This window comes from Pseudomonas sp. B7(2017), from assembly GCF_002112745.1.
Lineage (GTDB): Bacteria > Pseudomonadota > Gammaproteobacteria > Pseudomonadales > Pseudomonadaceae > Aquipseudomonas > Aquipseudomonas ekonensis.
In genome coordinates this window covers 364,118-388,704 of record NZ_NEIP01000004.1, presented here as the reverse complement: position 1 = coordinate 388,704, position 24,587 = coordinate 364,118, and the positions used below count along the sequence as shown (strand labels likewise).

Annotated in this window: 23 protein-coding genes; 9 read left to right on the top strand and 14 right to left on the bottom strand. The window is 65.5% G+C overall.

Features of this window, described 5'->3' with window-relative positions; translation table 11 throughout:
• The first annotated feature begins 15 nt into the window (after positions 1–15).
• From CAG29_RS10965 to CAG29_RS10955, 3 genes are read left to right on the top strand one after another with little or no spacing between them, the layout of a single operon-like run.
• On the top strand, positions 16–324 hold the full coding sequence (locus CAG29_RS10965; protein WP_085581326.1) for a hypothetical protein: 309 nt from the start codon (positions 16–18) through the stop codon (positions 322–324).
• Positions 324–1,184 carry a DUF72 domain-containing protein gene (locus tag CAG29_RS10960; protein ID WP_085581328.1) on the top strand — a complete coding sequence of 287 codons (861 nt, stop codon included), beginning with the start codon at positions 324–326 and terminating at the stop codon, positions 1,182–1,184. Before CAG29_RS10965 ends, CAG29_RS10960 begins: the two co-directional genes overlap by 1 nt.
• Positions 1,185–1,217: 33 nt before the next feature.
• Positions 1,218–2,039 carry an oxaloacetate decarboxylase gene (locus CAG29_RS10955; RefSeq protein ID WP_085694419.1) on the top strand — a complete coding sequence of 274 codons (822 nt, stop codon included), beginning with the start codon at positions 1,218–1,220 and terminating at the stop codon, positions 2,037–2,039.
• Positions 2,040–2,061: 22 nt separating this feature from the next.
• Here CAG29_RS10955 and CAG29_RS10950 read toward each other — a convergent pair whose 3' ends face one another.
• Positions 2,062–2,682, bottom strand: a complete 621-nt coding sequence (locus CAG29_RS10950; protein WP_085581332.1) for an energy transducer TonB — start codon at positions 2,680–2,682, stop codon at positions 2,062–2,064.
• 92 nt (positions 2,683–2,774) lie between these two features.
• Here CAG29_RS10950 and CAG29_RS10945 point away from each other — a divergent pair, with 92 nt between their 5' ends.
• A complete protein-coding gene (locus tag CAG29_RS10945) occupies positions 2,775–3,557 on the top strand; it encodes a class I SAM-dependent methyltransferase (RefSeq protein ID WP_085581755.1) in 783 nt (260 codons plus the stop codon).
• Between the two features lie 91 nt (positions 3,558–3,648).
• On the opposite strand, the gene CAG29_RS10940 is transcribed toward CAG29_RS10945, so the two are convergent.
• A complete protein-coding gene (locus tag CAG29_RS10940; RefSeq protein ID WP_085581334.1) occupies positions 3,649–4,284 on the bottom strand; it encodes a TetR/AcrR family transcriptional regulator in 636 nt (211 codons plus the stop codon).
• 94 nt (positions 4,285–4,378) lie between these two features.
• Between CAG29_RS10940 and CAG29_RS10935 the strand changes: the two genes are divergently transcribed.
• From CAG29_RS10935 to CAG29_RS10925, 3 genes are all read left to right on the top strand, one after another.
• On the top strand, positions 4,379–5,479 hold the full coding sequence (locus CAG29_RS10935; protein WP_085694417.1) for an efflux RND transporter periplasmic adaptor subunit: 1,101 nt from the start codon (positions 4,379–4,381) through the stop codon (positions 5,477–5,479).
• A 6-nt stretch (positions 5,480–5,485) separates the two neighbouring features.
• Positions 5,486–8,551, top strand: coding sequence for an efflux RND transporter permease subunit (locus tag CAG29_RS10930; protein ID WP_085694415.1), 3,066 nt, complete (start codon positions 5,486–5,488; stop codon positions 8,549–8,551).
• Positions 8,552–8,648: 97 nt separating this feature from the next.
• Entirely contained in the window at positions 8,649–10,025 is a 1,377-nt protein-coding gene (locus tag CAG29_RS10925) for a Fic family protein (protein ID WP_085694413.1), read from the top strand.
• Here CAG29_RS10925 and CAG29_RS10920 read toward each other — a convergent pair.
• The 4 genes from CAG29_RS10920 to plsB form a co-directional block, all read right to left on the bottom strand.
• On the bottom strand, positions 10,022–10,711 hold the full coding sequence (locus CAG29_RS10920) for a DUF4197 domain-containing protein (RefSeq protein ID WP_085632050.1): 690 nt from the start codon (positions 10,709–10,711) through the stop codon (positions 10,022–10,024). The two genes, CAG29_RS10925 and CAG29_RS10920, sit on opposite strands and share 4 nt — an antisense overlap.
• A 27-nt stretch (positions 10,712–10,738) precedes the next feature.
• Positions 10,739–11,137, bottom strand: a complete 399-nt coding sequence (locus CAG29_RS10915; protein ID WP_085581342.1) for a YbaY family lipoprotein — start codon at positions 11,135–11,137, stop codon at positions 10,739–10,741.
• A gap of 50 nt (positions 11,138–11,187) precedes the next feature.
• A complete protein-coding gene (locus CAG29_RS10910; RefSeq protein WP_085656079.1) occupies positions 11,188–11,874 on the bottom strand; it encodes a hypothetical protein in 687 nt (228 codons plus the stop codon).
• 91 nt (positions 11,875–11,965) lie between these two features.
• The gene (gene plsB, locus CAG29_RS10905; RefSeq protein WP_085581346.1) at positions 11,966–14,476 is read right to left on the bottom strand and encodes a glycerol-3-phosphate 1-O-acyltransferase PlsB; all 2,511 of its coding nucleotides are present in this window, start codon (positions 14,474–14,476) and stop codon (positions 11,966–11,968) included.
• Positions 14,477–14,715: 239 nt separating this feature from the next.
• Here plsB and CAG29_RS10900 point away from each other — a divergent pair, with 239 nt between their 5' ends.
• Positions 14,716–14,925, top strand: coding sequence for a cold shock domain-containing protein (locus CAG29_RS10900; protein WP_008019570.1), 210 nt, complete (start codon positions 14,716–14,718; stop codon positions 14,923–14,925).
• 138 nt (positions 14,926–15,063) lie between these two features.
• Here the strand turns inward: CAG29_RS10900 and CAG29_RS10895 are convergent, their stop codons facing one another.
• From CAG29_RS10895 to CAG29_RS10880, 4 genes are all read right to left on the bottom strand, one after another.
• Positions 15,064–15,441 carry a hypothetical protein gene (locus tag CAG29_RS10895; protein ID WP_085581348.1) on the bottom strand — a complete coding sequence of 126 codons (378 nt, stop codon included), beginning with the start codon at positions 15,439–15,441 and terminating at the stop codon, positions 15,064–15,066.
• Positions 15,442–15,516: 75 nt separating this feature from the next.
• Complete coding sequence (locus CAG29_RS10890; protein ID WP_085581350.1) at positions 15,517–16,326, bottom strand: putative RNA methyltransferase; 810 nt, start codon at positions 16,324–16,326, stop codon at positions 15,517–15,519.
• A complete protein-coding gene (gene dapE / locus CAG29_RS10885) occupies positions 16,326–17,477 on the bottom strand; it encodes a succinyl-diaminopimelate desuccinylase (RefSeq protein WP_085581352.1) in 1,152 nt (383 codons plus the stop codon). Before dapE ends, CAG29_RS10890 begins: the two co-directional genes overlap by 1 nt.
• Before the next feature lie 242 nt (positions 17,478–17,719).
• The gene (locus CAG29_RS10880) at positions 17,720–20,311 is read right to left on the bottom strand and encodes a glycosyltransferase (protein ID WP_085581354.1); all 2,592 of its coding nucleotides are present in this window, start codon (positions 20,309–20,311) and stop codon (positions 17,720–17,722) included.
• Positions 20,312–20,528: 217 nt separating this feature from the next.
• On the opposite strand from CAG29_RS10880, the gene tcdA reads away from it, so the two are divergent.
• Positions 20,529–21,341, top strand: a complete 813-nt coding sequence (gene tcdA / locus CAG29_RS10875) for a tRNA cyclic N6-threonylcarbamoyladenosine(37) synthase TcdA (protein ID WP_085581356.1) — start codon at positions 20,529–20,531, stop codon at positions 21,339–21,341.
• 93 nt (positions 21,342–21,434) lie between these two features.
• Here tcdA and CAG29_RS10870 read toward each other — a convergent pair whose 3' ends face one another.
• From CAG29_RS10870 to CAG29_RS10855, 4 genes are all read right to left on the bottom strand, one after another.
• Positions 21,435–21,839, bottom strand: coding sequence for a SufE family protein (locus CAG29_RS10870; protein ID WP_085581358.1), 405 nt, complete (start codon positions 21,837–21,839; stop codon positions 21,435–21,437).
• Entirely contained in the window at positions 21,836–23,041 is a 1,206-nt protein-coding gene (locus CAG29_RS10865) for an aminotransferase class V-fold PLP-dependent enzyme (RefSeq protein WP_085581360.1), read from the bottom strand. Before CAG29_RS10865 ends, CAG29_RS10870 begins: the two co-directional genes overlap by 4 nt.
• Before the next feature lie 70 nt (positions 23,042–23,111).
• Positions 23,112–24,146, bottom strand: coding sequence for a 2,3,4,5-tetrahydropyridine-2,6-dicarboxylate N-succinyltransferase (gene dapD / locus CAG29_RS10860; protein ID WP_085694411.1), 1,035 nt, complete (start codon positions 24,144–24,146; stop codon positions 23,112–23,114).
• Between the two features lie 32 nt (positions 24,147–24,178).
• Positions 24,179–24,541, bottom strand: a complete 363-nt coding sequence (locus tag CAG29_RS10855; protein WP_085581364.1) for an ArsC family reductase — start codon at positions 24,539–24,541, stop codon at positions 24,179–24,181.
• Between the last annotated feature and the right edge of the window lie 46 nt (positions 24,542–24,587).

Sequence of the window (24,587 nt, the reverse complement as noted above, 5' to 3'; positions counted from 1 at the left end):
ACCGAGCATGACTTTATGCGTATAGACGGCGTTTCCTCTCATTCCTACCCCATCAAGCGCAAGCCCCGCAAAGGCAACGCGGCGCTGGATGAGTCCGTCGACGATATCGACGGCGAGCTGGAAATCCCTTCCGAGGAGCAACTGGCCGCCCGCGCCGCCAAGGCCTCCGCGCAACGCCTGAGCAATCTGCCCGCCCGTCAGCAAGACATGATCTACCACCGTGCGATGAAGAAGAGCGTGGCCATGGCCTTGGCCAGCTACCTGAGCACCGCCGGGTTTGTCGACTGGGAAGCGGACGTGCTGGGCCTCGACCTGTACATCTGATGGCGCTGCCCTATTACTTGGGTTGTCCGTCCTGGAGCGAAAGCGCCTGGCGCGATTACCTGTACCCGGCGGACGCGAAAACGGCTGACTTCCTCGGCCTCTATGCCCAGGTGTTCAACGCGGTGGAAGGCAACACGACTTTCTACGCCAGCCCGTCGCCGGCCACGGTGCAGCGCTGGGCCGAGGTGATGCCGGAGCACTTTCGGTTCACCGCCAAGTTCCCCGGCGACATCAGCCACGGCGGCGACCTGCGCGACCAGCTCACCGCCGCCGAAACCTTCATCCAATTGCTCGGCCCCCTCGGCGACCGGGTCTCGCCGATGTGGCTGCAACTGTCGAAAAGCTTTACCCCGCAGCGTTTGCCGGAACTGGCGGCGTTCATCGACGCGTTGGACCGGCCCCTGGCGGTGGAAGTGCGCCATGACCAGTTCTTCGCCAAGGGCGAGAGCGAACGGCTGCTCAATCGCTTGTTGCTCGACCGAGGCGTCGAGCGCATCTGCCTCGACCCGCGTGCGCTGTTCAGTTGCCTGTCCACCGAATCGTCGGTGATCCACGCCCAATCGAAAAAGCCCCGCGTGCCCACGCGCCCGGCGGCGTTCACCCAGCATCCGCAGGTGCGTTTCATCGGCCATCCGCAGTTGGAGGCCAACGACCCGTTCCTGGTGCCGTGGGTGGCGAAAATCGCCGAGTGGATCGAAGAGGGGCGCACGCCGTACATCTTCCTGCACACGGCGGACAACCTGCTGGCGGCGAAGCTGGCGCAACGCTTTCACGCCCAACTGATGCAGCGCCTGCCTGGCCTGCCGGCCCTGCCTGAGCTATACAGAGAGCCCGCCGCGGAGCAGTTGGGACTGCTCTGAGGCGGATTTCCTTCTCTGCCCGGGAGCCTGCCGATGGACGCGCAAATCCGTAAAGCCGAAGCCTTCAGAGCCCTGCATGAACGCAGCGGGCTCTTTGTCATGCCCAATCCGTGGGACGCCGGCTCCGCGAAGATGCTCGCCGGCCTGGGCTACCCGGCGCTGGCGACCACCAGCGCCGGGTATGCGTTTTCCCAGGGCAAGCCCGACGGCGGCCTGAGCCTTGAGGAAACCCTGGCCAATGTCCGGGCAATCGCGGCGGCGACGGAGCTGCCGGTGTCGGTGGATCTGGAGAACGGTTTCGCCGACGGGCCGGCCGAATCGGCGCAGAGCCTGATCCACGCGGCAAGGGCGGGCGCGGTGGGCGGCTCCATTGAGGACGCCACCGGCCGAGAGGACGCGCCGATCTACTGCTTCGAACATGCCGTGGCGCGGATCGAGGCGGCGGTGGCGGCGGTGCGCTCACTGCCGTTTCCTTTCACCCTGACCGCCCGTGCGGAAAACTACCTGCACGGCCGGCCCGATCTCGATGACACCCTTCGCCGCTTGCAGGCGTTCGCCGAAGCGGGGGCCGACGTGCTCTACGCGCCGGGCCTGCGCAATGCCGAAGAGGTGCTGGCGGTGGTGCGCGCCGTGGCGCCGAAACCGGTGAATGTGCTGATGTCCGGCGCACTGAAGCTGACGTTGCAGGAACTGGAGGAGATGGGCGTGCGCCGGGTGAGCACCGGGTCGGCGCTGGCGTTGGCGGCGCTCGGGGAGTTCTTCCGGGCGGCCGAGGAGATCAAGCGGTCGGGCACCTTCGCGTTCGCCTCGCGTTCGATGGCGTATGCCCAGGTCAATCAGCTGTTCAAGGGGTGAGGGCGGGGCGTGGCGCTGAGGCTCAGGCGGCGATGCGCAGGTTCTGCTGAACGATCGGGCGCACCCAACCGTTGTCGAAGTCCAGCGCACGCTGTTGCTCGACGATCTCTTCGGGAGAGAACGGCGGGAACGGTTTTTCCATGAGGTCGAGGTCGAACTCGGCGATCGGCAGGTACAGCGGACGTTTCTGCGGCGCGGCGCCCGGCTCGGGAACCGGTTGGCCATGGGTGAGCACGATCGGGCGAACCCAGCCGCTCTCGAAGTCCTGCTGCTTCTGCTGGGCGTTGATCTCTTCCGGCGGGAACGGCGGGAACGGCTTGTCGAGCAGTTCCGTCTCGAATTCGGCGATCGGCAGGAACAGCGGCTCCGGCGGGCGGATCTCGGTGTCGACCACGTCGCATTCGCGCTGGCTGATGATGTGCGCGTGCAGGTCGCTGCCCACGGTCGGCTCGTCCGGGCTGTCCAGGTCGACCGGCGGGAACGTGCCGCAGGCCGGCACCACATCACTCGACTGTTCGGCCAGCGCCTGGGCAAAGAAATCCTGCCACAGGTGACTGACCCCGCTCAGTGCCTGAGTGTTCTGACGGCTGAAATCGCCATGGGGCGAGATGTAGCCAATCGATGTGGGAAGAATGCCTGACATTTTTTTCGGTCGACGCTCGGCTCTGGCAGAATGCGCGTTGATTGGGTTATCGGCGGATTTTGCCGATCCTTAACTTTTTGAGCGTGTTTTTCATGATTGAGCATCCAGCGGCCTGCCGCATCCATGTCGAGGCCCTTGAGCCTGCCTTCGAGCCGCAGGCCCGGCAGTGGGCCGAGCGCCTGAGCCTGCCGTTGCAGGCGCAGGACGGCGAGTTCGCCTTGCAGGTCGGCGGGCAGGGCCTGCAGCTGCAGCAGCTGGGGCCGGATGCGCCGGGGCCGGTGCGGGTGGACTTCGTCGAGGGCGGTGCGGCCCACCGGCGGCTGTACGGCGGAGGCAACGGCCAAATGATCGCCAAGGCCGTCGGCATCGCCCAGGGCGTGCGTCCGCGGGTGCTGGACGCCACGGCGGGGCTGGGCAAGGATGCGTTCGTGCTGGCGAGCCTGGGCTGCGAGATGAGCCTGATCGAGCGTCAGCCGCTGATCGGTGCGTTGCTCGAAGACGGCCTGGCCCGGGCGGCTGAGGATTTCGACGTGGCGCCGATCGTGGCGCGGATGACGCTGCTCAAGGGCAACTCCATCGAGGTGATGCGCAACTGGGAGGGCGAGCCGCCGCAGGTGATCTACCTCGATCCGATGTTTCCCCACCGCGAGAAGACCGCGCTGGTGAAGAAGGAGATGCGCCTGTTCCGGCCGTTGGTGGGCGATGACCCGGACGCGCCGGCGCTGCTGGAGGCGGCCCTGGCCCTGGCCAGCCACCGGGTGGTGGTCAAGCGCCCGCGCAAGGCGCCGTGCATCGAAGGGCCGAAGCCGAGCCATGCGCTGGACGGCAAGTCCAGCCGCTACGACATCTATCCGAAGAAAGCACTCAAGGCCTGAGCCCCAGGCGCCGCCATCGCCGGCCGGCTCCCACAGTGATGCTCCGGGCATCAGGCATGCGCTGTGGGAGCCCGTCGGCGCGGCGCAGCCGTCAGGGCCGGTAGGCCCGCATGAACAACCCCACCACTTCCTGCACATGGCTCTCGGCCGCCTCGTCGGTCAGCGGCTCGCCGCAGCCGTACAGCAGGCGGAAATTGCCCGCGCCCTTGATCAGGCAGAAGAAATGCTCGGCGGCGTTGCGCGGCAGGTCGATGCTCAGTTCGCCGGTCTCGTTGACGCGGGCCAGCAGCCGCTCCATGCCCTGCACCATGCGCTGGGGGCCGGCCTCGAAGAAGATCAGCGACAGCTTCGGATCCTGACTGCCCAGCGCCATGATGAGCCGGTGCAGGTTCACCGATTCTTCGCTGTTGATCAGTTGGTGGAAGCCGCGGGCAATGTTCAGCAACACATTTTCCACCGCGACGCCGTCCGGCAGTTCGAAGACCATCGACGGCAGCTGCGCTTCGCATTTGGCCGCCACGGCGGCGGAAAACAGCGTCTCCTTGTCGTTGAAGTGACTGTATACGGTCAGTTTTGAAACGCCCGCCTCGGCGGCCACCGCGTCCATGCTGGTGTTGGCGTAGCCGTGGCTCAGGAACAGGGTTTTCGCCGCTTCGAGGATCGCCTGGCGCTTGGCCGGATCCTTGGGGCGACCCGGGCCGTTTGGGGCTGGGGGATTGTTTGGCATTCTTCGCTTTTAATACTGGACTGGTGAGTTTGCTATTAATAACATACCCGCCAGTATAATTATTCCAGGCCCCCTTAGCGAAAGGTCCGTCACCATGTTCCGCTATGCGCTGTCCATTGCAATGCCAGTCAGTCTGGCTTTTTTATTGTCGGCATGCGGTCACGAGGAGGCGACGCCCGTCGCCGTCCGGCCGGCCATGGTGGTTCAGCCAGAGCCTTCGGCGCAGGCGATGGAGAGTTATCCCGGTGAGGTGAGGGCCCGCTACGAGCCGGATCTGGCGTTCCGCATCGGCGGCAAGGTCAGCCGACGACTGGTCGAAGAGGGCCAGCGCGTGAAGGCTGACCAACCCCTGGCCGAGCTCGATCCGCAGGACGTACGCCTGCAATTGGAGGCCACCCGCGCCCAGGTCGCCGCCGCCGAAGCCAACCTGAACCTGGTGCGGGCCGAGCGCGACCGCTACAAGACCCTGATGGATCGGCAGATGGTCAGCCGTTCCCAGTACGACAACGCGGAAAACCTCTACCGCTCCGGCGAAGCCCGCCTCAAGCAGATCAAGGCCGAATTCAACGTCTCGACCAACCAGGCCAGCTACGCGGTGCTGCGCGCGCCGCAGGACGGCGTGGTGTCCCGGCGTTCGCTGGAGGTCGGCCAGGTGGTCGCCGCCGGGCAGACCGTGTTCACCCTCGCCACCGACGGCGAGCGCGAAGTGTCGATCAGCCTGCCGGAGCAGAGCTTCGGCCGCTTCAAGGTCGGCCAGCCGGTTTCGGTGGAACTCTGGACGCAGCCGGATCAGCGTTTCGCCGGGCGCATCCGCGAGCTGTCGCCGGCCGCCGACCCGAAATCCCGCACCTTTGCCGCGCGCATCGCCTTCGCCTCCGGCAAGGTGCCCGCCGAACTCGGCCAGAGCGCCCGGGTGTACGTGCAGACCGCAGAATCCGTGCCGCTGTCGGTGCCGTTATCTGCGCTGACCGCCGAGAACGGCATGACCTACGTCTGGGTCGTCAGCGCCAACAACACCCTGAAGAAGACCCCGGTGCGCATCGGCGCCTTCGGCGAGAAGAGCGTGCCGGTGCTCGAAGGCCTGAACGCCAGCGACTGGGTGGTCGCCGCCGGTGTGCATGTGCTTCTGGAGGGGCAGCCGGTGCGCCCCGTGGACCGTTCCAACCGGGTGGTCAATCTGGCGGGCAAGGAGTAATCCCCGATGGGTTTCAATCTTTCCGCCTGGGCGCTGCGCAATCGCCAGATCGTACTGTTCCTGATGCTTTTGCTGGCGATTGTCGGCGCGTTGTCCTACACCAAGCTCGGCCAGAGCGAAGACCCGCCGTTCACCTTCAAGGCCATGGTGATCCAGACCCGCTGGCCGGGCGCCACTGCCCAGGAAGTCTCGCGGCAGGTCACCGAGCGCATCGAAAAGAAACTGATGGAGACCGGCGAATACGAACGCATCGTGTCGTTCTCCCGCCCCGGCGAATCCCAGGTGACGTTCATTGCCCGGGACTCCATGCATTCGGCCGAGATCCCGGATCTCTGGTATCAGGTGCGCAAGAAGGTCAGCGACATCCGCCAGACCTTGCCGCCGGGCATTCAGGGCCCGTTCTTCAACGATGAGTTCGGCACCACGTTCGGCAACATCTACGCCCTGACCGGCGACGGCTTCGACTACGCGGTGCTCAAGGACTACGCCGACCGCGTGCAGATCCAGCTGCAACGGGTCAAGGACGTGGGCAAGGTGGACCTGCTCGGCCTGCAGGACGAGAAAATCTGGGTGGAGCTGTCCAACGTCAAGCTGGCCACCCTCGGCCTGCCGCTGGCGGCTGTGCAGCAGGCGCTGGAGGAGCAGAACGCGGTGTCCACCGCCGGGTTCTTCGAGACCGGCAGCGAACGCCTGCAACTGCGGGTCTCGGGGAATTTCCAGACGGTCGACGAAATCCGCAACTTCCCGATCCGCGTCGGCGACCGCACCTTCCGCATCGCCGATGTCGCCGACGTGCGCCGCGGCTTCAACGACCCGCCCGCGCCGCGCATGCGCTTCATGGGCGAGGACGCCATCGGCCTGGCCGTGGCGATGAAGGACGGCGGCGACATCCTGGTGCTGGGCAAGGCGCTGGAGCTGGAGTTCGCCCGCATCCAGAAGAACCTCCCGGCCGGCATGCAGCTGCGCAAGGTCTCCGACCAGCCGGCGGCGGTGAAGACCGGCGTCGGCGAGTTCGTCCAGGTGCTGGTCGAGGCGCTGGCCATCGTGCTGCTGGTGAGCTTCTTCTCCCTCGGCGTGCGCACCGGCATGGTGGTGGCGCTGACCATCCCGCTGGTGCTGGCGATGACGTTCGCCTGCATGTACTACCTGGGGATCGGCCTGCACAAGATCTCCCTCGGTGCGCTGGTGCTGGCCCTCGGGCTGCTGGTGGACGACGCGATCATCGCCGTGGAGATGATGGCGATCAAAATGGAGCAGGGCTTCGACCGGATCAAGGCCGCCAGTTTCGCCTGGACCAGCACCGCGTTCCCGATGCTCACCGGCACGCTGATCACGGCGGCCGGGTTCCTGCCGATCGCCACGGCGCAGTCCGGCACCGGCGAGTACACCCGTTCGATCTTTCAGGTGGTGACCATCGCGCTGCTGGCCTCGTGGGTGGCGGCGGTGGTGTTCGTGCCGTACCTGGGGGAAAAGCTGCTGCCGGACCTGGCGAAGATCCACGCGGCCAAGCACGGCCCGGATCAGCCGGACCCTTACGGCACGCCGTTCTACCAGCGGGTGCGTCGACTGGTGGAATGGTGCGTGCGCCGGCGCAAGACCGTGATCGTGCTGACCATCGGCCTGTTCGTCGCCTCGGTGATGCTGTTTCGCTTCGTGCCCCAGCAGTTCTTCCCGGCTTCCGGGCGGCTGGAGCTGATGGTCGACTTGAAGCTGGCCGAAGGCGCCTCCCTGGCCAACACCGCCGCCGAGGTCAAACGCCTGGAGGCGCTGCTCAAGGATCGCGCCGGCATCGACAACTACGTGGCCTACGTCGGCACCGGCTCGCCGCGCTTCTATCTGCCGCTGGACCAGCAATTGCCGGCCGCCAGCTTTGCCCAGTTCGTGGTGCTGGCCAAGACCATCGAGGAGCGCGAAGCCCTGCGCACCTGGCTGATCGACACGCTCAACGAACAGTTTCCGGCCCTGCGTTCGCGGGTCACGCGGCTGGAGAACGGACCGCCGGTCGGCTACCCGGTGCAGTTCCGCGTCACCGGCGAGCACATCGAGGAAGTCCGTGCGCTGGCCCGCAAGGTCGCGGCCAAGGTGCGCGAGAACCCGCACGTGGTCAACGTCCACCTGGACTGGGAAGAGCCGAGCAAGGTCGTGTACCTGAACATCGATCAGGATCGCGCCCGGGCCCTGGGCGTGAGCACCGCCAACCTGGCGAAGTTCCTGCAGAGCTCGCTGACCGGCTCCAGCGTCAGCCAGTACCGCGAGGACAACGAACTGATCGAGATCCTGCTGCGCGGCACCGTGCACGAACGCACCGAGCTGTCGCTGCTGCCGAGCCTGGCGGTGCCCACCGACAACGGTCGCAGCGTGGCGCTGTCGCAGATCGCCACGCTGGAGTACGGGTTCGAGGAAGGCATCATCTGGCACCGCAACCGCCTGCCGAACGTGACCGTGCGCGCCGACATCTACGGCAAGGAGCAACCGGCCACCCTGGTGCAGCAGATCATGCCGACCCTCGACCCGATCCGCGCCGAACTGCCGGACGGCTACCTGCTGGACGTCGGCGGCACCGTGGAGGACTCCGAGCGCGGGCAGAAGTCGGTCAACGCCGGCGTGCCGATGTTCATCGTTGTGGTGCTGACCTTGCTGATGGTGCAGCTGCGCAGCTTCTCGCGCACGGCGATGGTGTTCCTGACGGCGCCGCTGGGCCTGATCGGCGTGACCCTGTTCCTGCTGGTGTTCCGCCAGCCGTTCGGCTTCGTGGCGATGCTGGGCACCATCGCGCTGTCGGGGATGATCATGCGCAACTCGGTGATCCTGGTGGACCAGATCGAACAGGACATCGCCGCGGGGCTCAAGCCGTGGCAGGCGATCATCGAGGCCACCGTGCGCCGGTTCCGGCCGATCGTGCTGACCGCCCTGGCGGCGGTGCTGGCGATGATCCCGCTGTCGCGCAGCGTGTTCTTCGGCCCGATGGCGGTGGCGATCATGGGCGGGCTGATCGTGGCGACGGCGCTGACGCTACTGTTCCTGCCGGCGCTGTATGCGGCGTGGTTCCGGGTCAGGAAGGAGCCTGTCTGATCTCCTACGCCAATATCAGACCGGTCTGATATTGAGCCGTCGGGGCCTGGATGCTGTACTCGACGCTCCGTTTTGACGAGCGTTCGAGTCAGCCTCCATGAAAAATCCGCCTCCCTTGAAGGGCAGGACCGATCCGGTCTTCGAGCTGTTGGTGCGCCCGCCCCACAAGCATCGGTTGATGGACTATCTCGCACTGCTCAAGCCCCTCGACGACCGGAACCGTTACCTTCCTTTCGACGCCTTGCGCCGTCGCTGGGCGGCGGGGCTCGATGCCAGGCTCTGCTGGGCATTGGTCAAGAAGGCCAGGGCCGCCCAGCACATCAACCTGCTGCCGTTGGGCGAGCCGGCGCAGTGGGGCAAGTACCTGCTGACGCCGCTGGCGCAGAAGACCCTCTGCGTGGTGGATCGGCAGACCACTTCGGCCTCCCTCGAATACAGGGCGAGCCGGATCGGCGAGCGTGCGCATTTCAGCTGTCTGCTCAACGACCTGACCGAGGACGAGGCCATCGCCAGCAGCCAACTGGAGGGCGCGGCGACCACGACGCGGGTCGCCAAGGACATGCTCAGGCACCGGCGCCAGCCGCGCACCCCCGACGAGCGCATGGTCATGGGCAATTACAGGATGATGGGGTTCGCCTGGGAAAAGCGTCATGAGCCTTTGAGTGTCGGGCTGATCGCTGCGCTCCATCGGGTCGGTGTGGAGGGGATCGATGATGCGCAGTATCAGCCTGGCCGTTTCAGGCGCGATGACGACGTGGTGGTCCAGGACGGCGAAGGCAACACGGTGCATCGGCCGCCGCCCGCCGCCGGGTTGGTGGCGCGCCTTGAGGCCCTCTCTCGGTGGGTCAATCAAAGGCATGATGATCTGCACCCTTTGATCAAGGCGATCACGCTGCATTTTGCCCTGGGTTACGAGCACCCGTTCCGCGACGGGAACGGGCGGGTCGCCCGGGCGTTGTTCTATTGGTTCATGTTCAAGAACGACTTCTCGGCGTTTCGCTACGTCGCGATCAGTCTCCTGCTGCGCAATGCGCCGGTGCAGTACGGGCGCTCGTACCTGCATACGGAAGCGGACGAGCTGGATTTGACTTACTTCATCGAGTTCCAGTGCTCGGTGATCCTGCGGGCGGTGAATGCCTTTGCCGATGCCTATCGCAAGAGCCTGGCGCACACCGAAGACTTCGAGCGCGGGTTGTTGGCGTCAGGGGTCTTCGAGCGGCTTTCGGACAGGCAGCGGGCGCTGTATCGGGCGGCCAAGAGCGAGGCGGCCAAGGAATTCACGGCGGGCAATGTGCAGGAGCATCTGGGGTGCTCCTATCGGGCGGCTGTGTCAGCCCTGAACGGGCTGGTGGGATTGCAGGTCTTCGAGAAGCGGAAAATGGGGCGCGAGTGGGTGTTCTTCCTGCGTGCGGCGCCACCCTTTGAAACGAAGAAAGGGAGCGATGCCTCTCGCTCCCTTGTCCTGTCGGCCTAGAGGGTGCCGAACACCTTCTTCGCCAGGCCGGTCGCCGCGGCGGCCGGATTCTTGCGGATGGTTTCTTCCTGCTTGCCGATCATTTCGAACAAGCCATCGAGCGCCTGCTCGGTCACGTAGCTTTCGATGTTGGCGCTCTTGGCGTCCACCACGCCGAAGGTCGCGGCCTGGCCTGCGAACGCGTTGTACTTCTGCGCCACGCCGACCTTGTCGGTGGCCTGCTTGACGATCGGCAGGAACTTGGCGCGGATCTGTTCGCGGCTGGTCTTGTTCAGGTACTGGGTGGCGGAGTCGTTGCCGCCGCTGAGGATGCCCTTGGCGTCTTCGACGGTCATTTTCTTCACGGCGTCGACGAGGATCGGCTGGGCCTGCACCACCGCGGTCTCGGCGGCCTTGTTCATGCTGGTCTCCAGTTGGTCGACCTGGTCGCCCATGCCGAACGCCTTCATTTTGCTGGCGACCTTGCCGAGCTTGCCCGGCAGTTCGATCCTCACGTCCGGGTTGTCGCTGAAGCCGCCCGGCGTGCCCAGCTGTTTGACGGCCAGTTGCGCACCCTGGGTCAGGGCGTCCTTGAGGCCGCCGGTGGCGTCGGACTGCGACAGGTCGCTCAAGGACAGCGCGGACGCGCCGGCGGAGATCATCAGGCCTGCGCACAGGCCGGCGAAGCGAAGGGTAGGGCGGAGCATGGCGGCTTCCTTGTTCCTGAAAGTGAATTAGCGGACGGCGTCGACGCGGACTTTGAACGGCTGCGGATCGTTGCCGTCGAGCTGCACGGCGTGGTGTTCGGTGGTGATGAACATCAGTTCACCATTGACCTCGATGCGCGCGCTGACCGAATAGCGGTGGCCGGGTTTGACCTGGGCCGGATCGTAGCTCAAACGGAACGGCAGCGGCACCTGGCCTTTGACCGGGCCGGTCTGTTCGTCGAGCACCACGGCCGGGGCGTCGGCCAGGGATACGTCCTGCAGGCTCACGCTGAGGGTGGCGCTCGGCGGCAGGGCGATGCGTTGCAGGTAGAACACTTCGCCGTCGAGGCTGGCCTTGCCGGCCGGCGTGGTGGATTGGCAGGCGCTCAGCAGCGTGGCGGCGGCGAGCAGGGACAGTCTTTTCATGGAAACCTCTGGGACAGGGGCGCCGGAAGAATCCCGACGCCCCGGAAAATCTAGCGGAATTTGGCGGCTGCGTCAGTGAACAAACGTAATGGCGCCGCGAGCCGGCGGATGATCGACGGCCATTCGGCTGAACGTGCCGCACGCGCCGCCGGCACCAGTTCCGCCCGCCCGGGATAGACCGCGATGCGTTGGTGATAGCGGTTTTCGATGCCGCTCAACGCATACTGCCTGCCGGGGATCAGTTGCCGCGGATCGTAGCGAAGGTAGAACGAGCGTGCGCTCTGTTCATCCTGGGTGATACGGAGCAGTTCGACGTCCGGGCTGTCGGGTTCGTGCAGGCTGATGGTCACGGCTTCTTCCGGCGCGACAGTCTCGGGCTCCTGGACGTTGACATACAGGTAGCCGACCGGGCTCAGGTGCACGGTCTGGCGATGCGGGGCGCGATTGACGATGACCAGGTGATCCTGTTTCACCAGCAAGGGCTGCCGGTCGTGGAACAACTGGACACTGATCCGGTATTTGACGCCGATGCCGCTCAGGCGGTGTTCAAAGGCGAAGTCCCATTGGCCATCGGCGATGGAAGGGGTTCTCCAAGCTTTGATTTTCATCGGTGCAGTGCCGTTGTCCGCATGGACTTCGACGACGGTTTCGTTCTCTCCGTCGGCAGGTGCCTTGAAGGTTTCGGGAAGACTGAAGGTCAGCCTGATGAGGGGTGCAACTTCGTTCAATGGGTTCATTTCGATGTCCTTATCGATCAAAAGAACCCATTAGTCCACGAATCAACCGACCGGAAAATGCTGGCACCTTCCGGTTAGTTGTCCGCACGTTTCAGCTTTCAGTGGTCGGCTGCACGGGGGCGGCCGCTTCGGCGGCATCTTCGCTGCGGTGCAGCGCCACCTGACGGATCGACAGGCGGATCTCCGCCGGCAGCACGCGCTTGGCCGCGCCTTCGGCCAGTTCGCCGAGCAGTTCGTGGTAGCTCAACTTGCCGGCCTCGTCGCGGCGCAGCACATCCAGGTCGAGCATCGTCTGGATGAAGTGGCGGAACAGGCTCTTGTCGAAGAACTCCGGGGCATTGAGCCCGTGCAGGATCGACAGGCGCTGGGCCATGACCGTGCACAGGTCTTCCAGCTCTTCGGCGCTGAGGCTGTTCTGGCCGCTGTTGAGCAGCAGTGAGACGGTCATGTAGAAGCGCTGCAGGGTCTGGGCGATGCTGCGCGACAGCAGGGTCAGCAGCACGAAATGCCGTGAGCTCGGGGCCGGGCGCAGGTACACGTCCTTCTCGAAGCGCAGCAGGCCTTGTTCGACGAACGCTTCCAGCCACTGGTCGATCACCGCATCGAGCTCGTCCAGCGTCCAGCGGATGAACAGCTCTGCCTGCAAGTACGGATACAGCGCCCGGGTGTAGCGCAGGATCTGCTCGCGGCTCATGCGCGAGCTGCTCTGGAAGAAGCTCGCCAGCAGCGCCGGCAGGGCGAAGATGTGCAGCACGTTGTTGCGGTAGTAGGTCATCAGGACGGCGTTCTGCTCGTCCAGGTAGAGGATCTTGCCCAGCGCGTCGTTCTGCTCGGACAACAGGTCCATGTCCTTCACATGCTTGATCAGCGCCTGGCCGTCGCCTTGCGGCAAGGTGGTGTGCGGCGAGTACGGCACCTTGCGCAGCAGCGCCAGGTACAGGTCCAGCACCCGCGCCATGGCGCGGTCGTCCAGGGCCAGGCGGCCGGTGGACAGCAGCGCCAGCGCCACCAGGTTCACCGGGTTGACCGCCGCCGCTTCGTTCAGGTGCTGCGCGACCTTCTCGCCCAGGCGGTTGGTGGTTTCGTTGAGCCATGCCGGCTTGAACTGCGGGCCGAGGTCTTGCTGGCGCCAGCCCGGCTGTTCGTGGTCGAGGAACTCCGCCAGCTTGATCGGCTCGCCGAAGTTCACCGCCACCTGGCCGAAGCGCTGCTTGAGCGCGCCGATGACCTTGAAGATGTCGAAGATCGATTCTTTCTTCTTGCTCGCCCCGCGCAGTTCGCCGAGGTAGGTCCGGCCTTCCAGCACGCGCTCGTAGCCAATGTACACCGGCACGAACACGATCGGCGTGCGCGAGGAACGCAGGAAGCTGCGCATCGTGATCGCCAGCATGCCGGTCTTCGGTTGCAGCATGCGCCCGGTGCGCGAACGGCCGCCCTCGACGAAGTACTCCACCGGGAAGCCCTTGGTGAACAGCGTATGCAGGTATTCGTTGAACACCGAGGTGTACAGCGGGTTGCCCTTGAACGTACGGCGCATGAAGAACGCGCCGCCGCGGCGCAGCAGGCCGCCGATCACCGGCATGTTCAGGTTGATCCCGGCGGCGATGTGCGGCGGGGTCAGGCCGTTGCGAAACAGCAGGTAGGACAGCAGCAGGTAATCGATGTGGCTGCGGTGGCAGGGCACGTAGATCACTTCATGGCCCGGCGCGATCTTCTGCACGCCTTCGATGTGGTTGACCTTGATCCCGTCGTAGATCTTGTTCCAGAACCAGCTCAGCACCACTTCCAGGAAACGGATGGCGGTGTAGGTGTAGTCCGAGGCGATCTCGTTGCCGTAGCGCAGGGCCTGGGCCTTGGCCTTTTCCGCCGAGATGTTTTCCCGCTCGGCCTCGTCGAGGATCGCCTGGCGCACCAGCGGCTGGTTGATCAGGCCCTTGACCAGGTTGCGCCGGTGGGAGATGTCCGGGCCGATCACCGCCGCCTTGAGGTTGCGAAAATGCACCCGCAGGATCCGCTGGGCCATGCGCACGGTGCGTTCGTGGCCCTTGTTGTGGTCGATCAGTTCGCGCAGGTGGATCGGCGCTGAGAACTGCACGCGGGTCTTGCGTCCCAGGATCATGATGCTCAGCAGGCGGCGCAGACGGCCGGTGACCGCCCAGCTGTCGGCGAACAGCAGTTTCCACGGGCTCGACTCGCTGTCCGGCGACTGGCCCCAGAACACGCTCACCGGAATGACCTGCGCGTCTTCGGCGGCGTTCTGGCTCAGGGCGCTGACCAGCCGGGTCAGGGTCGGCGGCGCGCCGCGCTTGTCGTGGCGGCCGAGCCAGTCCGGATCCGGCGTCAGGTAGAAGAACGCCGCCGGCTCGATCAGCGACCCGACGGACACCGGCAGCACCGGGCGCGGCAGGCCGGCCTTGGTGCACTCGGTGTCGAGCACGGCCAGGTCGGTCAGCGAAGGGGTCTGCAGGACGTAGAACACCGGACGGCTGCGGTCGAGGTCGAGGGTGAACGACGACTGGTTGATCGTCTCCGAGCGGACCCAGAGGTACAACAGCCGGCGCAAGGTGCCGAACACAAGACGGCGGAACGGGGAACGGGTCATACGGATTCTTCGTCATTGAATAAAACCGAGCGTTTGCTCGGGAAGGGCGACAGTGTGCCGGATTCGCTGAAAATCGGCAAAAAAGCGGCCAAGTAAACTCTTGTTGAGACTATCGGCACCTGACATATACTCGGCGGTCTGTCGCCGGGGCCCTTGTATGGACGTCGGGCGCAGGCTGACGTTCCTCAAAGGCTTTCCTGCGAAAAGCCCGTTCAATAATAAAAAAGGAGTATGAACAGATGGCAACACGTGAAACCGGCAACGTGAAGTGGTTCAACGACGCCAAGGGTTACGGCTTCATCCAGCGCGAAGACGGGGTGGACGTGTTCGTGCACTACCGCGCGATCCGCGGCGAAGGGCACCGTTCGCTGACCGAAGGCCAGCAGGTGGAGTATGCGGTGGTGCAGGGGCAGAAGGGCCTGCAGGCTGAGGATGTGGTAGGCCTGTAACGCCACGCTCCGAAACCCCAAAACGCATGTGGGAGCGAGCCTGCTCGCGATTGCGGTGTTTCAGCCGGCATTGATGTCGACTGACATTGCGCAATCGCGAGCAGGCTCGCTCCCACATTTTTGGGGCTGAAACGCAGGTCAGCTCGTGCGCCAGGTGATCTCTTCCTCGCCGTCGGCGCTGATGCGGATCCAGCGGTCCGCCGTTTCCTCGCCTTCTTCCTCGACCCAGCTGCCCGGTGCGCAGCGCACTTCGACGTTCAGCGCGGCGAAGGCGGCGCGGGCGCAGGCGATGTCGTCGTCCCATGGGGTCTGGTCGCTTTCCAGGTACAGGCTGTTCCATTTGCCCACGGCCTTGGGCAGCCAGGTCACGGGGATGCTGCCGGCCAGGCATTTGAAGGTCTGGCCCTTCTGCTTCCATTCGCTGCACGGGCCCAGGGCGGCGCCGAGCCATTCGGCGATCTGCTTGTGGTCGACGTCGGCGTCTTTCAGGTAAATCTCGATGTCCGGTTGGCGCATGGATGTCCTCACTGCGGGTCTGAAAAATCCATTCGCGGATTTAGCCGGCCCCGGGCGGTGCCCGAGTCCAAAGGGTTATTGAAGAACGAAATAATCGTAGCGCATCGACACGGTGGTCACGAAGGGCTCGGCCTGGCCGATCACCGCGGCGCGGCGCTCGGCGCTGGCGCGCCAGCCGTGGGGCGTCATGGCCAGCAGGTTGGCGCGGTCTTCGGGCTTGTCCAGCGTCAGCTTGAACTCCAGCGTTTCGCTGTGGGCCAGCGCCATGCCTTGCGGCACCAGGGCCAGGTGCTTGTCGTCGGTGTATTCGCGCACTTCGTCGTACAGGCGTTCGCGCAGTTCCATCAGGTGGCCGCGGGTCGGCCCGACCTTCATCAGGCCGCCGCCGACGCTGAGCAGGCGCTTGGCCTCGTCCCAGTCCAGCGGGCTGAACACGCTGGCCAGGAACTGGCAACTGCCCGGCGCCAGCGGCACGCGGGCCATGCTGGCGATCAACCAGGTCACGGCGGGGTTGCGCTTGCAGGCGCGCTTGACCGCTTCCTTGGAGATGTCCAGCGCATAACCGTCGGCACCCGGCAGGGCCTCGGCGATCTGCGCGGTGTAGTAGCCCTCGCCGCAGCCGATGTCGACCCAGCGCTGCGGCGCATAGCCGGCCGCCAGCTCCGCCAGGCGCCTGGCCACCGGCGCATAGTGCCCGGCGTTGAGGAAGTCGCGGCGGGCCTCGACCATCGCCTGGTTGTCGCCGGGGTCGCGGCTGTTCTTGTGCTGCACCGGCAGCAAGTTCAGGTAACCCTGGCGTGCGCGGTCGAAGCGGTGCCCGGCGGGGCAGGCCACGCCGTTGTCCACGGCGTTGAGCGGTTCGTTGCAGATCGGACAGGCGAGCATCAGGCGAGCAACTTGATCAGGGTCTGGTAGTAGATTTCGGTCAGGACGTCGAGATCGGCCGCCAGCACGCGTTCGTTGACCTGGTGGATGGTCGCGTTGACCGGGCCCAGCTCGACCACCTGGGTGCCCATGGTCGCGATGAAGCGGCCGTCGGAGGTGCCGCCGCTGGTGGACGCCTGGGTTTCGCGGCCGGTGATCTGCTTGATGCTCGACGACACCGCGTCGAGCAGCGCGCCCGGCTCGGTGAGGAACGGCAGGCCGGACAGCGCCCAGTCGATGTGCCAGTCCAGGTTGTGCTTGTCGAGGATGTCGGCGACGCGCTTCTGCAGGCCTTCGACGGTGGACTCGGTGGAGAAGCGGAAGTTGAACAGCGCCACCAGGTCGCCGGGGATCACGTTGGTCGCGCCGGTGCCGGAGTTGACGTTGGAGATCTGGAAACTGGTCGGCGGGAAGAAATCGTTGCCGTGGTCCCAGTGCTCGGCGGCCAGTTCGGCCAGGGCCGGGGCGGCGAGGTGGATCGGGTTCTTCGCCAGGTGCGGGTAGGCCACGTGGCCCTGCACGCCGCGCACGGTGAGCTTGGCGCCGAGGGAGCCGCGACGGCCGTTCTTCACCACATCGCCGACCAGGGCGGTGCTCGACGGTTCGCCGACGATGCACCAGTCGAGGCGCTCCTTGCGCGCCGCCAGACGCTCGACCACGGCCTTGGTGCCGTGGTGCGCCGGGCCTTCTTCGTCACTGGTGATCAGGAACGCGACCTTGCCCTTGTGGTCCGGGTAGTCGGCGACGAAGCGCTCGGCGGCCACGGTCATCGACGCCAGGCTGCCTTTCATGTCCGCCGCGCCGCGGCCGCAGAGCATGCCGTGTTCGTCGATCACCGCGTTGAACGGATCGATCTGCCAGGCGGTCACGGGGCCGGTCGGCACCACGTCGGTGTGGCCGGCGAAGCACAGCACCGGGCCGTCGTCCTTGCCGTGGGTGGCCCAGAAGTTGTCCACGTCCTCGATGCGCATCGGCTCCAGGGTGAAACCGGCGGCGCCCAGGCGCTGCATCATCTGTTTCTGGCAATCGGCGTCGACCGGCGTCACGGACGGACGGCGGATCAGGTCGATGGCCAGCTGGAGGGTCGGCGAAAGGTCGGCGTGGGCCGTCATGGGAAACTCCGGGATCATGAATGTGGGCGCGGACTGTTGATGTGGGAGCGGGCTTGCCCGCGAGTGCGGTGCGTCAGCCAACATAACGGTTGAATGTTACAACGCCTTCGCGGGCAAGCCCGCTCCCACAGGGGACTGAAGTCTGTCGGTCAGACCTTGCTGCACGCCAAGCCCTGCAAAATGGCGGTCATCTTAAAGCAAAACGGCGGCCATAGGCCGCCGTTTAGTGCATCGTCGAACAATTAGACCGCCGGTGCCGGTTCAGGCGCCGGAGCGGGCCTTGGCAGCGACGACAGGAACGCCATGATCAGCGCCGCCACGTACGGCAGCGACTGCACCAGCAGCATGGCCACCCAGAAGCGCATGTCGCTGCTCGGCAGGCCCTGCACCAGGAAAATCCCCAGCGCCGCGCCCCACAGCAGCAACATGATGAACAGCTCTTCCCGGGCCTCGGAAATGGCCACCCAGAAGCCGTGGCTGTCGGCGTTCTTCGGGGTGCGGAAGAACGGGATGCTGCTGGTGAAGAACCCGTACAGCACCGCCTTGGCGATGGTGTGCGACAGCGCAAGCCCCGCCAGCGCCGCGCAGAACGCGTCCTTGAGGTTCACCCCCACCGCGCGGCGGTACAGGAAGATGATCTTGCCGACCTTGAAGGCGAACAGCGCCAGCGGCGGGATCGCGAAGATCAGCAGCGGCGGGTCGACCCGTTGCGGCACGATGATCATCGCCGCCGACCACAGCAGCGCGCCGACGGTGAAGAAGATGTTCATGCCGTCCGCCACCCACGGCAGCCAGCCCGCGAGGAAGTGGTAGCGCTGGCCGCGGGTCAGTTCGGTGTCCTTGCCGCGCAGCAGGCTGCGGGTGTGGCGCTTGATGATCTGGATCGCGCCGTAGGCCCAGCGGAAACGCTGCTTCTTGAAGTCGATGAAGGTGTCCGGCATCAGGCCCTTGCCGTAGCTGTCGTGGTAGTACGCCGCCGACAGGCCTTTCTCGAACACCCGCAGGCCCAGCTCGGCGTCTTCGCAGATGCACCAGTCGGCCCAGCCCAGCTCTTCCAGGACCGAACGGCGGGTCATGGTCATGGTGCCGTGCTGGATGATCGCGTCGCGGTCGTTGCGGGTGACCATGCCGATGTGGAAGAAGCCCTTGTACTCGGCGTAGCACAGCTTCTTGAAGGTGCTTTCGTTCTGGTCGCGGTAGTCCTGCGGCGACTGCACCACGGCGATCTTCGGGTCGGCGAAGTGCGGCACCATGTGCTTGAGCCAATTGGGGTGCACGCAGTAGTCGGAATCGATCACCGCGATCACTTCGGCGTCCTTGGCGGTGTGCGGGATCAGGTAGTTCAGCGCGCCGCCCTTGAAGCCGGCCAGCGGCGAGACGTGGAAGAACCGGAAGCGGGGGCCGAGGGTCTCGCAGTAGTCGCGCACCGGTTCCCAGACCGCCGGATCCTTGGTGTTGTTGTCGATGATCAGGACTTCGAAGTCCGGATAGTCGAGGTTGGCCAGGGCGTCGAGGGTCTGTTTGACCATCTCCGGCGGCTCGTTGTAGCAAGGCACGTGGATCGACACCTTGGGCCGGTAGTCCGAATCGCCCACCACCGGCAGGAATTCGCGCCGGCGCTTGTGCACCCACACGGCCTCGGCCAACTCATGGGCCTCGGTGAGCAGCACGATGAACACCCCGAGCGCGCCGAGCGCCAGCAAGAAGCCCACCGTCAGGCTGAACCAGGTGCTGTACTGCTGGCTGTAGTCGTAGCCGATCCACACCAGCACCGAACCGCACAGGAACGCGATGAAGGTCAGGAAGGTGCGGCCGCGCTGGCGCAGGGCCGAACCGTCGATCATCAGCAGGGTCAGCGACAGCAGCGCCAGCACCCCGGAGCCCACTGCCAGCACCCGCCACTGCGGGATCGCCACGACCGGGCCTTCGAAGTTGAATTTCTGCTGGCGCGCGGCGTTGAACACGCCCCAGTAGGCGCCGACCGAGCCTTCGTCGCTGGCCTTCCACGGCTGGTCGAAGGCTTCGATCACGAAGTAGTTGAAGCCCTGGCGGTTGAGCTTGTTGACCAGGGTACGCAGGTAGATCGCCTGATCCGCCGGCGACGCATCGGCGCCGCCGCGCATGCGGCCGTTGCTCGGCCAGCCGACTTCGGATAGCAGCAGCGGTTTTTTCGGGAACATCTTCTTCAGGTCGCGGGCGCGGTCGAAGACGAACTGCCCGGCCTTGTCCATCGGGATGAATTCCCAGTAGGGCAGGATGTGCGCGGCGATCAGGTCGACGTGCTTGGCCAGTTCCGGGTGCTCTTCCCAGACGTGCCACTGCTCGGACGTGGTGACCGGCACCTTCACCGCCGCGCGCACGCGGTCGAGCAGCACGCTCAACTCTTGGGCGGTGATTTCCTTGCGAAACAGCGCTTCGTTGCCGACCACCACGCGTACCACGCTGCGCGAGGTGTTGGCCAGTTCAATGGCCCGGGTGATTTCCCGTTCGTTGCGCTCCTTGTCCGGGCTGATCCAGATCCCGAGCGTCACCCGCAGGCCGAACTCTTCGGCCAGTTTCGGGATGTCCTGCAGACTGCCGTCGACCGAGTAGATACGGATGTTGTCCGTCAGCTTGCTCATGATTTCCAGGTCACGGCGCATTTCGTCGTCGGACGGATACTGCTCTTTCTGCGGGAATTGTCCCTGTTGGAACGGTGAGTAGGAGAAGCCGGAGATCTGCTCCGGCCAGTTCGGCGCGGAGACCGGGCGGTTGATCAGCGCCCAGAAACCGGTGAACAGGGCGGCGATTGCCAGAACCACCACCAGGTTGAGTCCAAATTTACGCGATGACATAGCTGTTTCGGGTTCCAAAGGCTGTGGAACGAAGGTTCGGCGAGGTCGTGCCAAAGGGCGCGAATCCTACACCGGCAGTTCACCAGTCGCACATCGGACGGGGAAATGCCCGACATTGGGCAACCCGCTTTGACTTAAGTTCTTACACTTGTAGCTGGAAGCTTAAAAGTTGTCGCGCGGTCGTCCATAATGCGCGCCGGTTTTTGGGGTAACGGTCATGAGCACAGAAGATCCGCGGTTTGCAGGCATCGCCCGTTTGTACGGCATTGAAGGTTTGGCGCGTCTGCGGGCGGCCCATGTGGCGGTCGTCGGCATCGGCGGCGTCGGTTCCTGGGCGGCGGAAGCCATCGCCCGCTGCGGGGTGGGCGAGATCTCGCTGTTCGACCTGGACGACGTCTGCGTGAGCAACGCCAACCGTCAGCTGCATGCGCTGGACAGCACCGTCGGCAAGCCCAAGGTCGAGGTGATGGCCGAGCGCGTGCGCGGCATCAACCCGGCCTGCACGGTGCACCCGGTGGCCGACTTCGTCACCCGCGACACCATGGCCGACTACATCACGCCGGACATCGACTGCGTGATCGACTGCATCGACAGCGTCAACGCCAAGGCCGCGCTGATCGCCTGGTGCAAGCGCCGCAAGATCCAGATCATCACCACCGGCGGCGCGGGCGGGCAGATCGACCCGACCCAGATCCAGGTCGTGGATCTCAACCGCACCTACAACGACCCGCTGGCCTCGAAGGTGCGCTCCACGTTGCGCCGCGACTACGGCTTTTCCCGCACGCCGAACCGCCATTACAGCGTACCGTGCGTGTATTCCACCGAGCAGCTGCGCTATCCGAAGCCGGACGGCAGCATTTGCCTGCAGAAGCGCTTTGTCGGCGACGGCGTGAAGCTGGACTGCGCCGGCGGGTTCGGGGCGGTGATGATGGTGACGGCCACGTTCGGCATGGTCGCGGCGACCAAGGCGGTGGACAAGATCGTCGCGGGCGTGCGGCGGCCTTCGGACCGGGCCAAGCCTCAGGCTTGACCGGGCAAGCCCGCTCCCGCAGTGATCCGGGGCGACAGCAGGCGCTGCATCCAACCGAGATCCCGGTGGGAGCCAGCCTGCTGGCGATGGCGCTCAGCCAGCCAGCGCGTTCATCCGCTGGAGCACCGCGTTCAGGCCATTGCTGCGCGACGGTGACAGTTGGCGCGACAGCCCCAGCTGATCGAACCAGTCCGGCAGATCCACCTGGCGCAGTTCGGCCGCCGTCAGCCCGTTCACCCGCACCAGCAGCAGCGCCACCAGCCCGCGGATCAACCGCGCATCGCTGGCGGCCGCGAATTGCCAGCGCCCGTCGTGAAGTTCTCCCACCAGCCACATTTGGCTTTCGCAGCCGTGCACCCGGTTGGCGTCGCACTTGTCGGCGTCATCCAGAGGGGCGAGACGGTCGCCGAACTGCATCAGCAGGCGTGCCCGCTGCTCCCAGCCGGCGGCGCCCTGAAAGATCCGCAGGGCTTCGGCGGCTTCGCTCGGCAGGCTCACCGCAACAGCTCCAGCGCCTGGTCCAGCGCTTCGAAGAAGCGTTCCAGATCCTCTGAATCGTTGTACAGCGCCAGCGACACGCGGATCGCCCCGGCCAGTTCGAAGCGCTTGAGCAGCGGCATGGCGCAGTGATGACCGGCGCGCACGGCAATGCCTTGCTCGGTCAGCAGATGCGCCAGATCGGCGTTGTGCACGCCGTCCACCACAAAACTCGCCAGCGCCAGTTGCGGCCGGCCCAGCAGGCGGATGCCGTTGCGCGCCGCCAGGCCTTTGAGCAGGTAGTCGTGCAGCGCCGCCTCGTGGGCGGACACGGCGTCCTGATCCAGGCCGGCCAGGTAGTCGAGGGTCGCGCCCAGGCCGATCACGCTGGCGATCGGCGGCGTGCCGGCCTCGAAGCCCAGTGGTGCCGGGCGAAAGCGCGAGTCGTGGTAATGGGCTTCGAGCACCATTTCGCCGCCGAACTGCCACGGCCGCAAGCGCTCAAGCGCCGCGTTGCGCCCGAACAGCGCGCCGAGGCCGTCGGGCCCGTACAGCTTGTGGCTGGAAAACACATAGAAGTCGCAGCCCAGCGCCTGCACGTCGTGGCGACCGTGCACCACGCCTTGGGCGCCGTCGACCACGGTCAGGGCGTCGTGCACTTTGGCCATGGCGAGCAGGGCGGGCAACGGTTGCCAGGCACCGAGCACGTTGGACAACTGACTGACCGCCAGCAGACGGGTGCGCGGGCCGATCAGGTGCACCGCTTGCGCAAGATCGATCAGGCCGTCGGCGTCCAGCGGCAGGATCACCAGCTTCAGGTCGCGGCGGCGGGCCAGTTGCTGCCACGGCAGCAGGTTGGCGTGATGCTCCAGGGCGCTGACGACGATTTCGTCGCCCGCAGAGAAAAGGTGTTCCAGGCCATAGGCCAGGAGATTCAGCGCGCTGGTGGCGCCGTGGGTGAAGATGATCTGCCCGCTGTCGCCGGCGTTGAGCCATTGCGCCACCTTCAGGCGGGTGTCTTCGAACGCCTGTGTGGCATGGGCGCCGGGCAGGTGTTGCGCGCGGTGCACGTTGGCGGCGCCGTTGGCGTAGTAATGCGCCAGCGCGTCGAGCAGGGCCTGGGGCTTTTGCGTGGTGGCGGCGTTGTCCAGGTAGGTCTGGCCTTGCCGTTGCAGGGCGGCGATGGCCGGGAAGTCGGCACGCCAGGGGGAGGGAATCATCATGTCGTTCGGCCTATGCACAAGACCTGTGGGGGCGGGCAAGCCCGCTCCCACAGGTTGGACGATGTGCCGCTTAGTTGTGGGCGTGCAGCGCTTCGTTCAGTTCGATGGCCGATTTGTGGGTCTTGCACTCCACGGCACCGGTTTCCGAATTGCGGCGGAACAGCAGGTCGGTCTGGCCGGCCAGGTCACGGGCCTTGACCACCTTGACCAACTGGTTGTTCTCGTCCAGCAGCGCGACCTTGGTGCCGGCGGTCACGTACAGGCCCGACTCGACGGTGTTGCGGTCGCCCAGCGGGATGCCGATGCCGGCGTTGGCGCCGATCAGGCAGCCTTCGCCGACCTTGATCACAATGTTGCCGCCGCCCGACAGGGTGCCCATGGTCGAGCAGCCGCCGCCCAGGTCCGAACCCTTGCCGACGAACACGCCGGCGGACACGCGGCCTTCGATCATGCCCGGGCCTTCGGTGCCGGCGTTGAAGTTGACGAAGCCTTCGTGCATCACGGTGGTGCCTTCGCCCACGTAGGCGCCCAGGCGCAGGCGGGCGGCGTCAGCGATGCGCACGCCGGCCGGCACGACGTAGTCGGTCATTTTCGGGAACTTGTCCACCGAGAACACTTCCAGCAGCTCGCCGCGCAGGCGGGCTTCGAGCTGCAGTTCGGCCAGTTCGCTCAGGTCGATGGCGCCCTGGCTGGTCCAGGCCACGTTCGGCAGCAGCGGGAAGATGCCGGCCAGGCTCACGCCGTGCGGCTTCACCAGGCGGTGGGACAGCAGGTGCAGCTTCAGGTAGGCCTCAGGGGTGGAGGTCAGCTGGGTGTCTTCGGCCAGCAGGGTGGCGACCAGCGGCTTGTGGCTTTCGGCCAGGCGGGTCAGCAGCTTGGCCTGCGCGGCGTCGACGCCCTTCACGGCTTCGGCCAGTTGCGCGGCCTGGGCGGTGGTGAAGGCGATGGCCTGGTTGCCTTCGCTGTAGCCCAGGATCGGCGCGACGGCGGCGACCAGCTCGGCCGACGGCTTGAGCAGCGGCTGGGCGTAGAACACTTCCAGCCAGGCGCCGTCACGGTTTTGGGTGCCGACGCCGAAGGCCAGGCTGAACAGGGAGTTGGACATGTGAATACCTCTATCGAATGGGGACGGGCCGCTTACTTGAGCGCTGCCGCGTAGGTATCTGGCTTGAAGCCAATCAGGGTTCGGTCACCGAGATCGAGCACCGGGCGCTTGATCATCGAGGGTTGGGCGAGCATCAGTTCGATGGCCTTCGGCTGGTCGAGATCGGCTTTCTGTTCGTCGTCGAGCTTGCGGAAGGTCGTGCCCGCGCGGTTCAGCACGGTTTGCCAGCCATGTTCGTCGCACCATTGGGTCAGGTGCTCACGGTCGATGCCGGCGGTCTTGTAGTCGTGGAAGTCGTAGCTGACAGCGTGTTCATCGAGCCAGGTGCGCGCCTTTTTCATGGTGTCGCAGGCTTTGATGCCGAAAAGGTGCAACGTTTTGCTTGAAACGGTCAAGGAATCGCCCCCTTTACAGGTGCTGGAGAAAAATGGTGTCGGATTA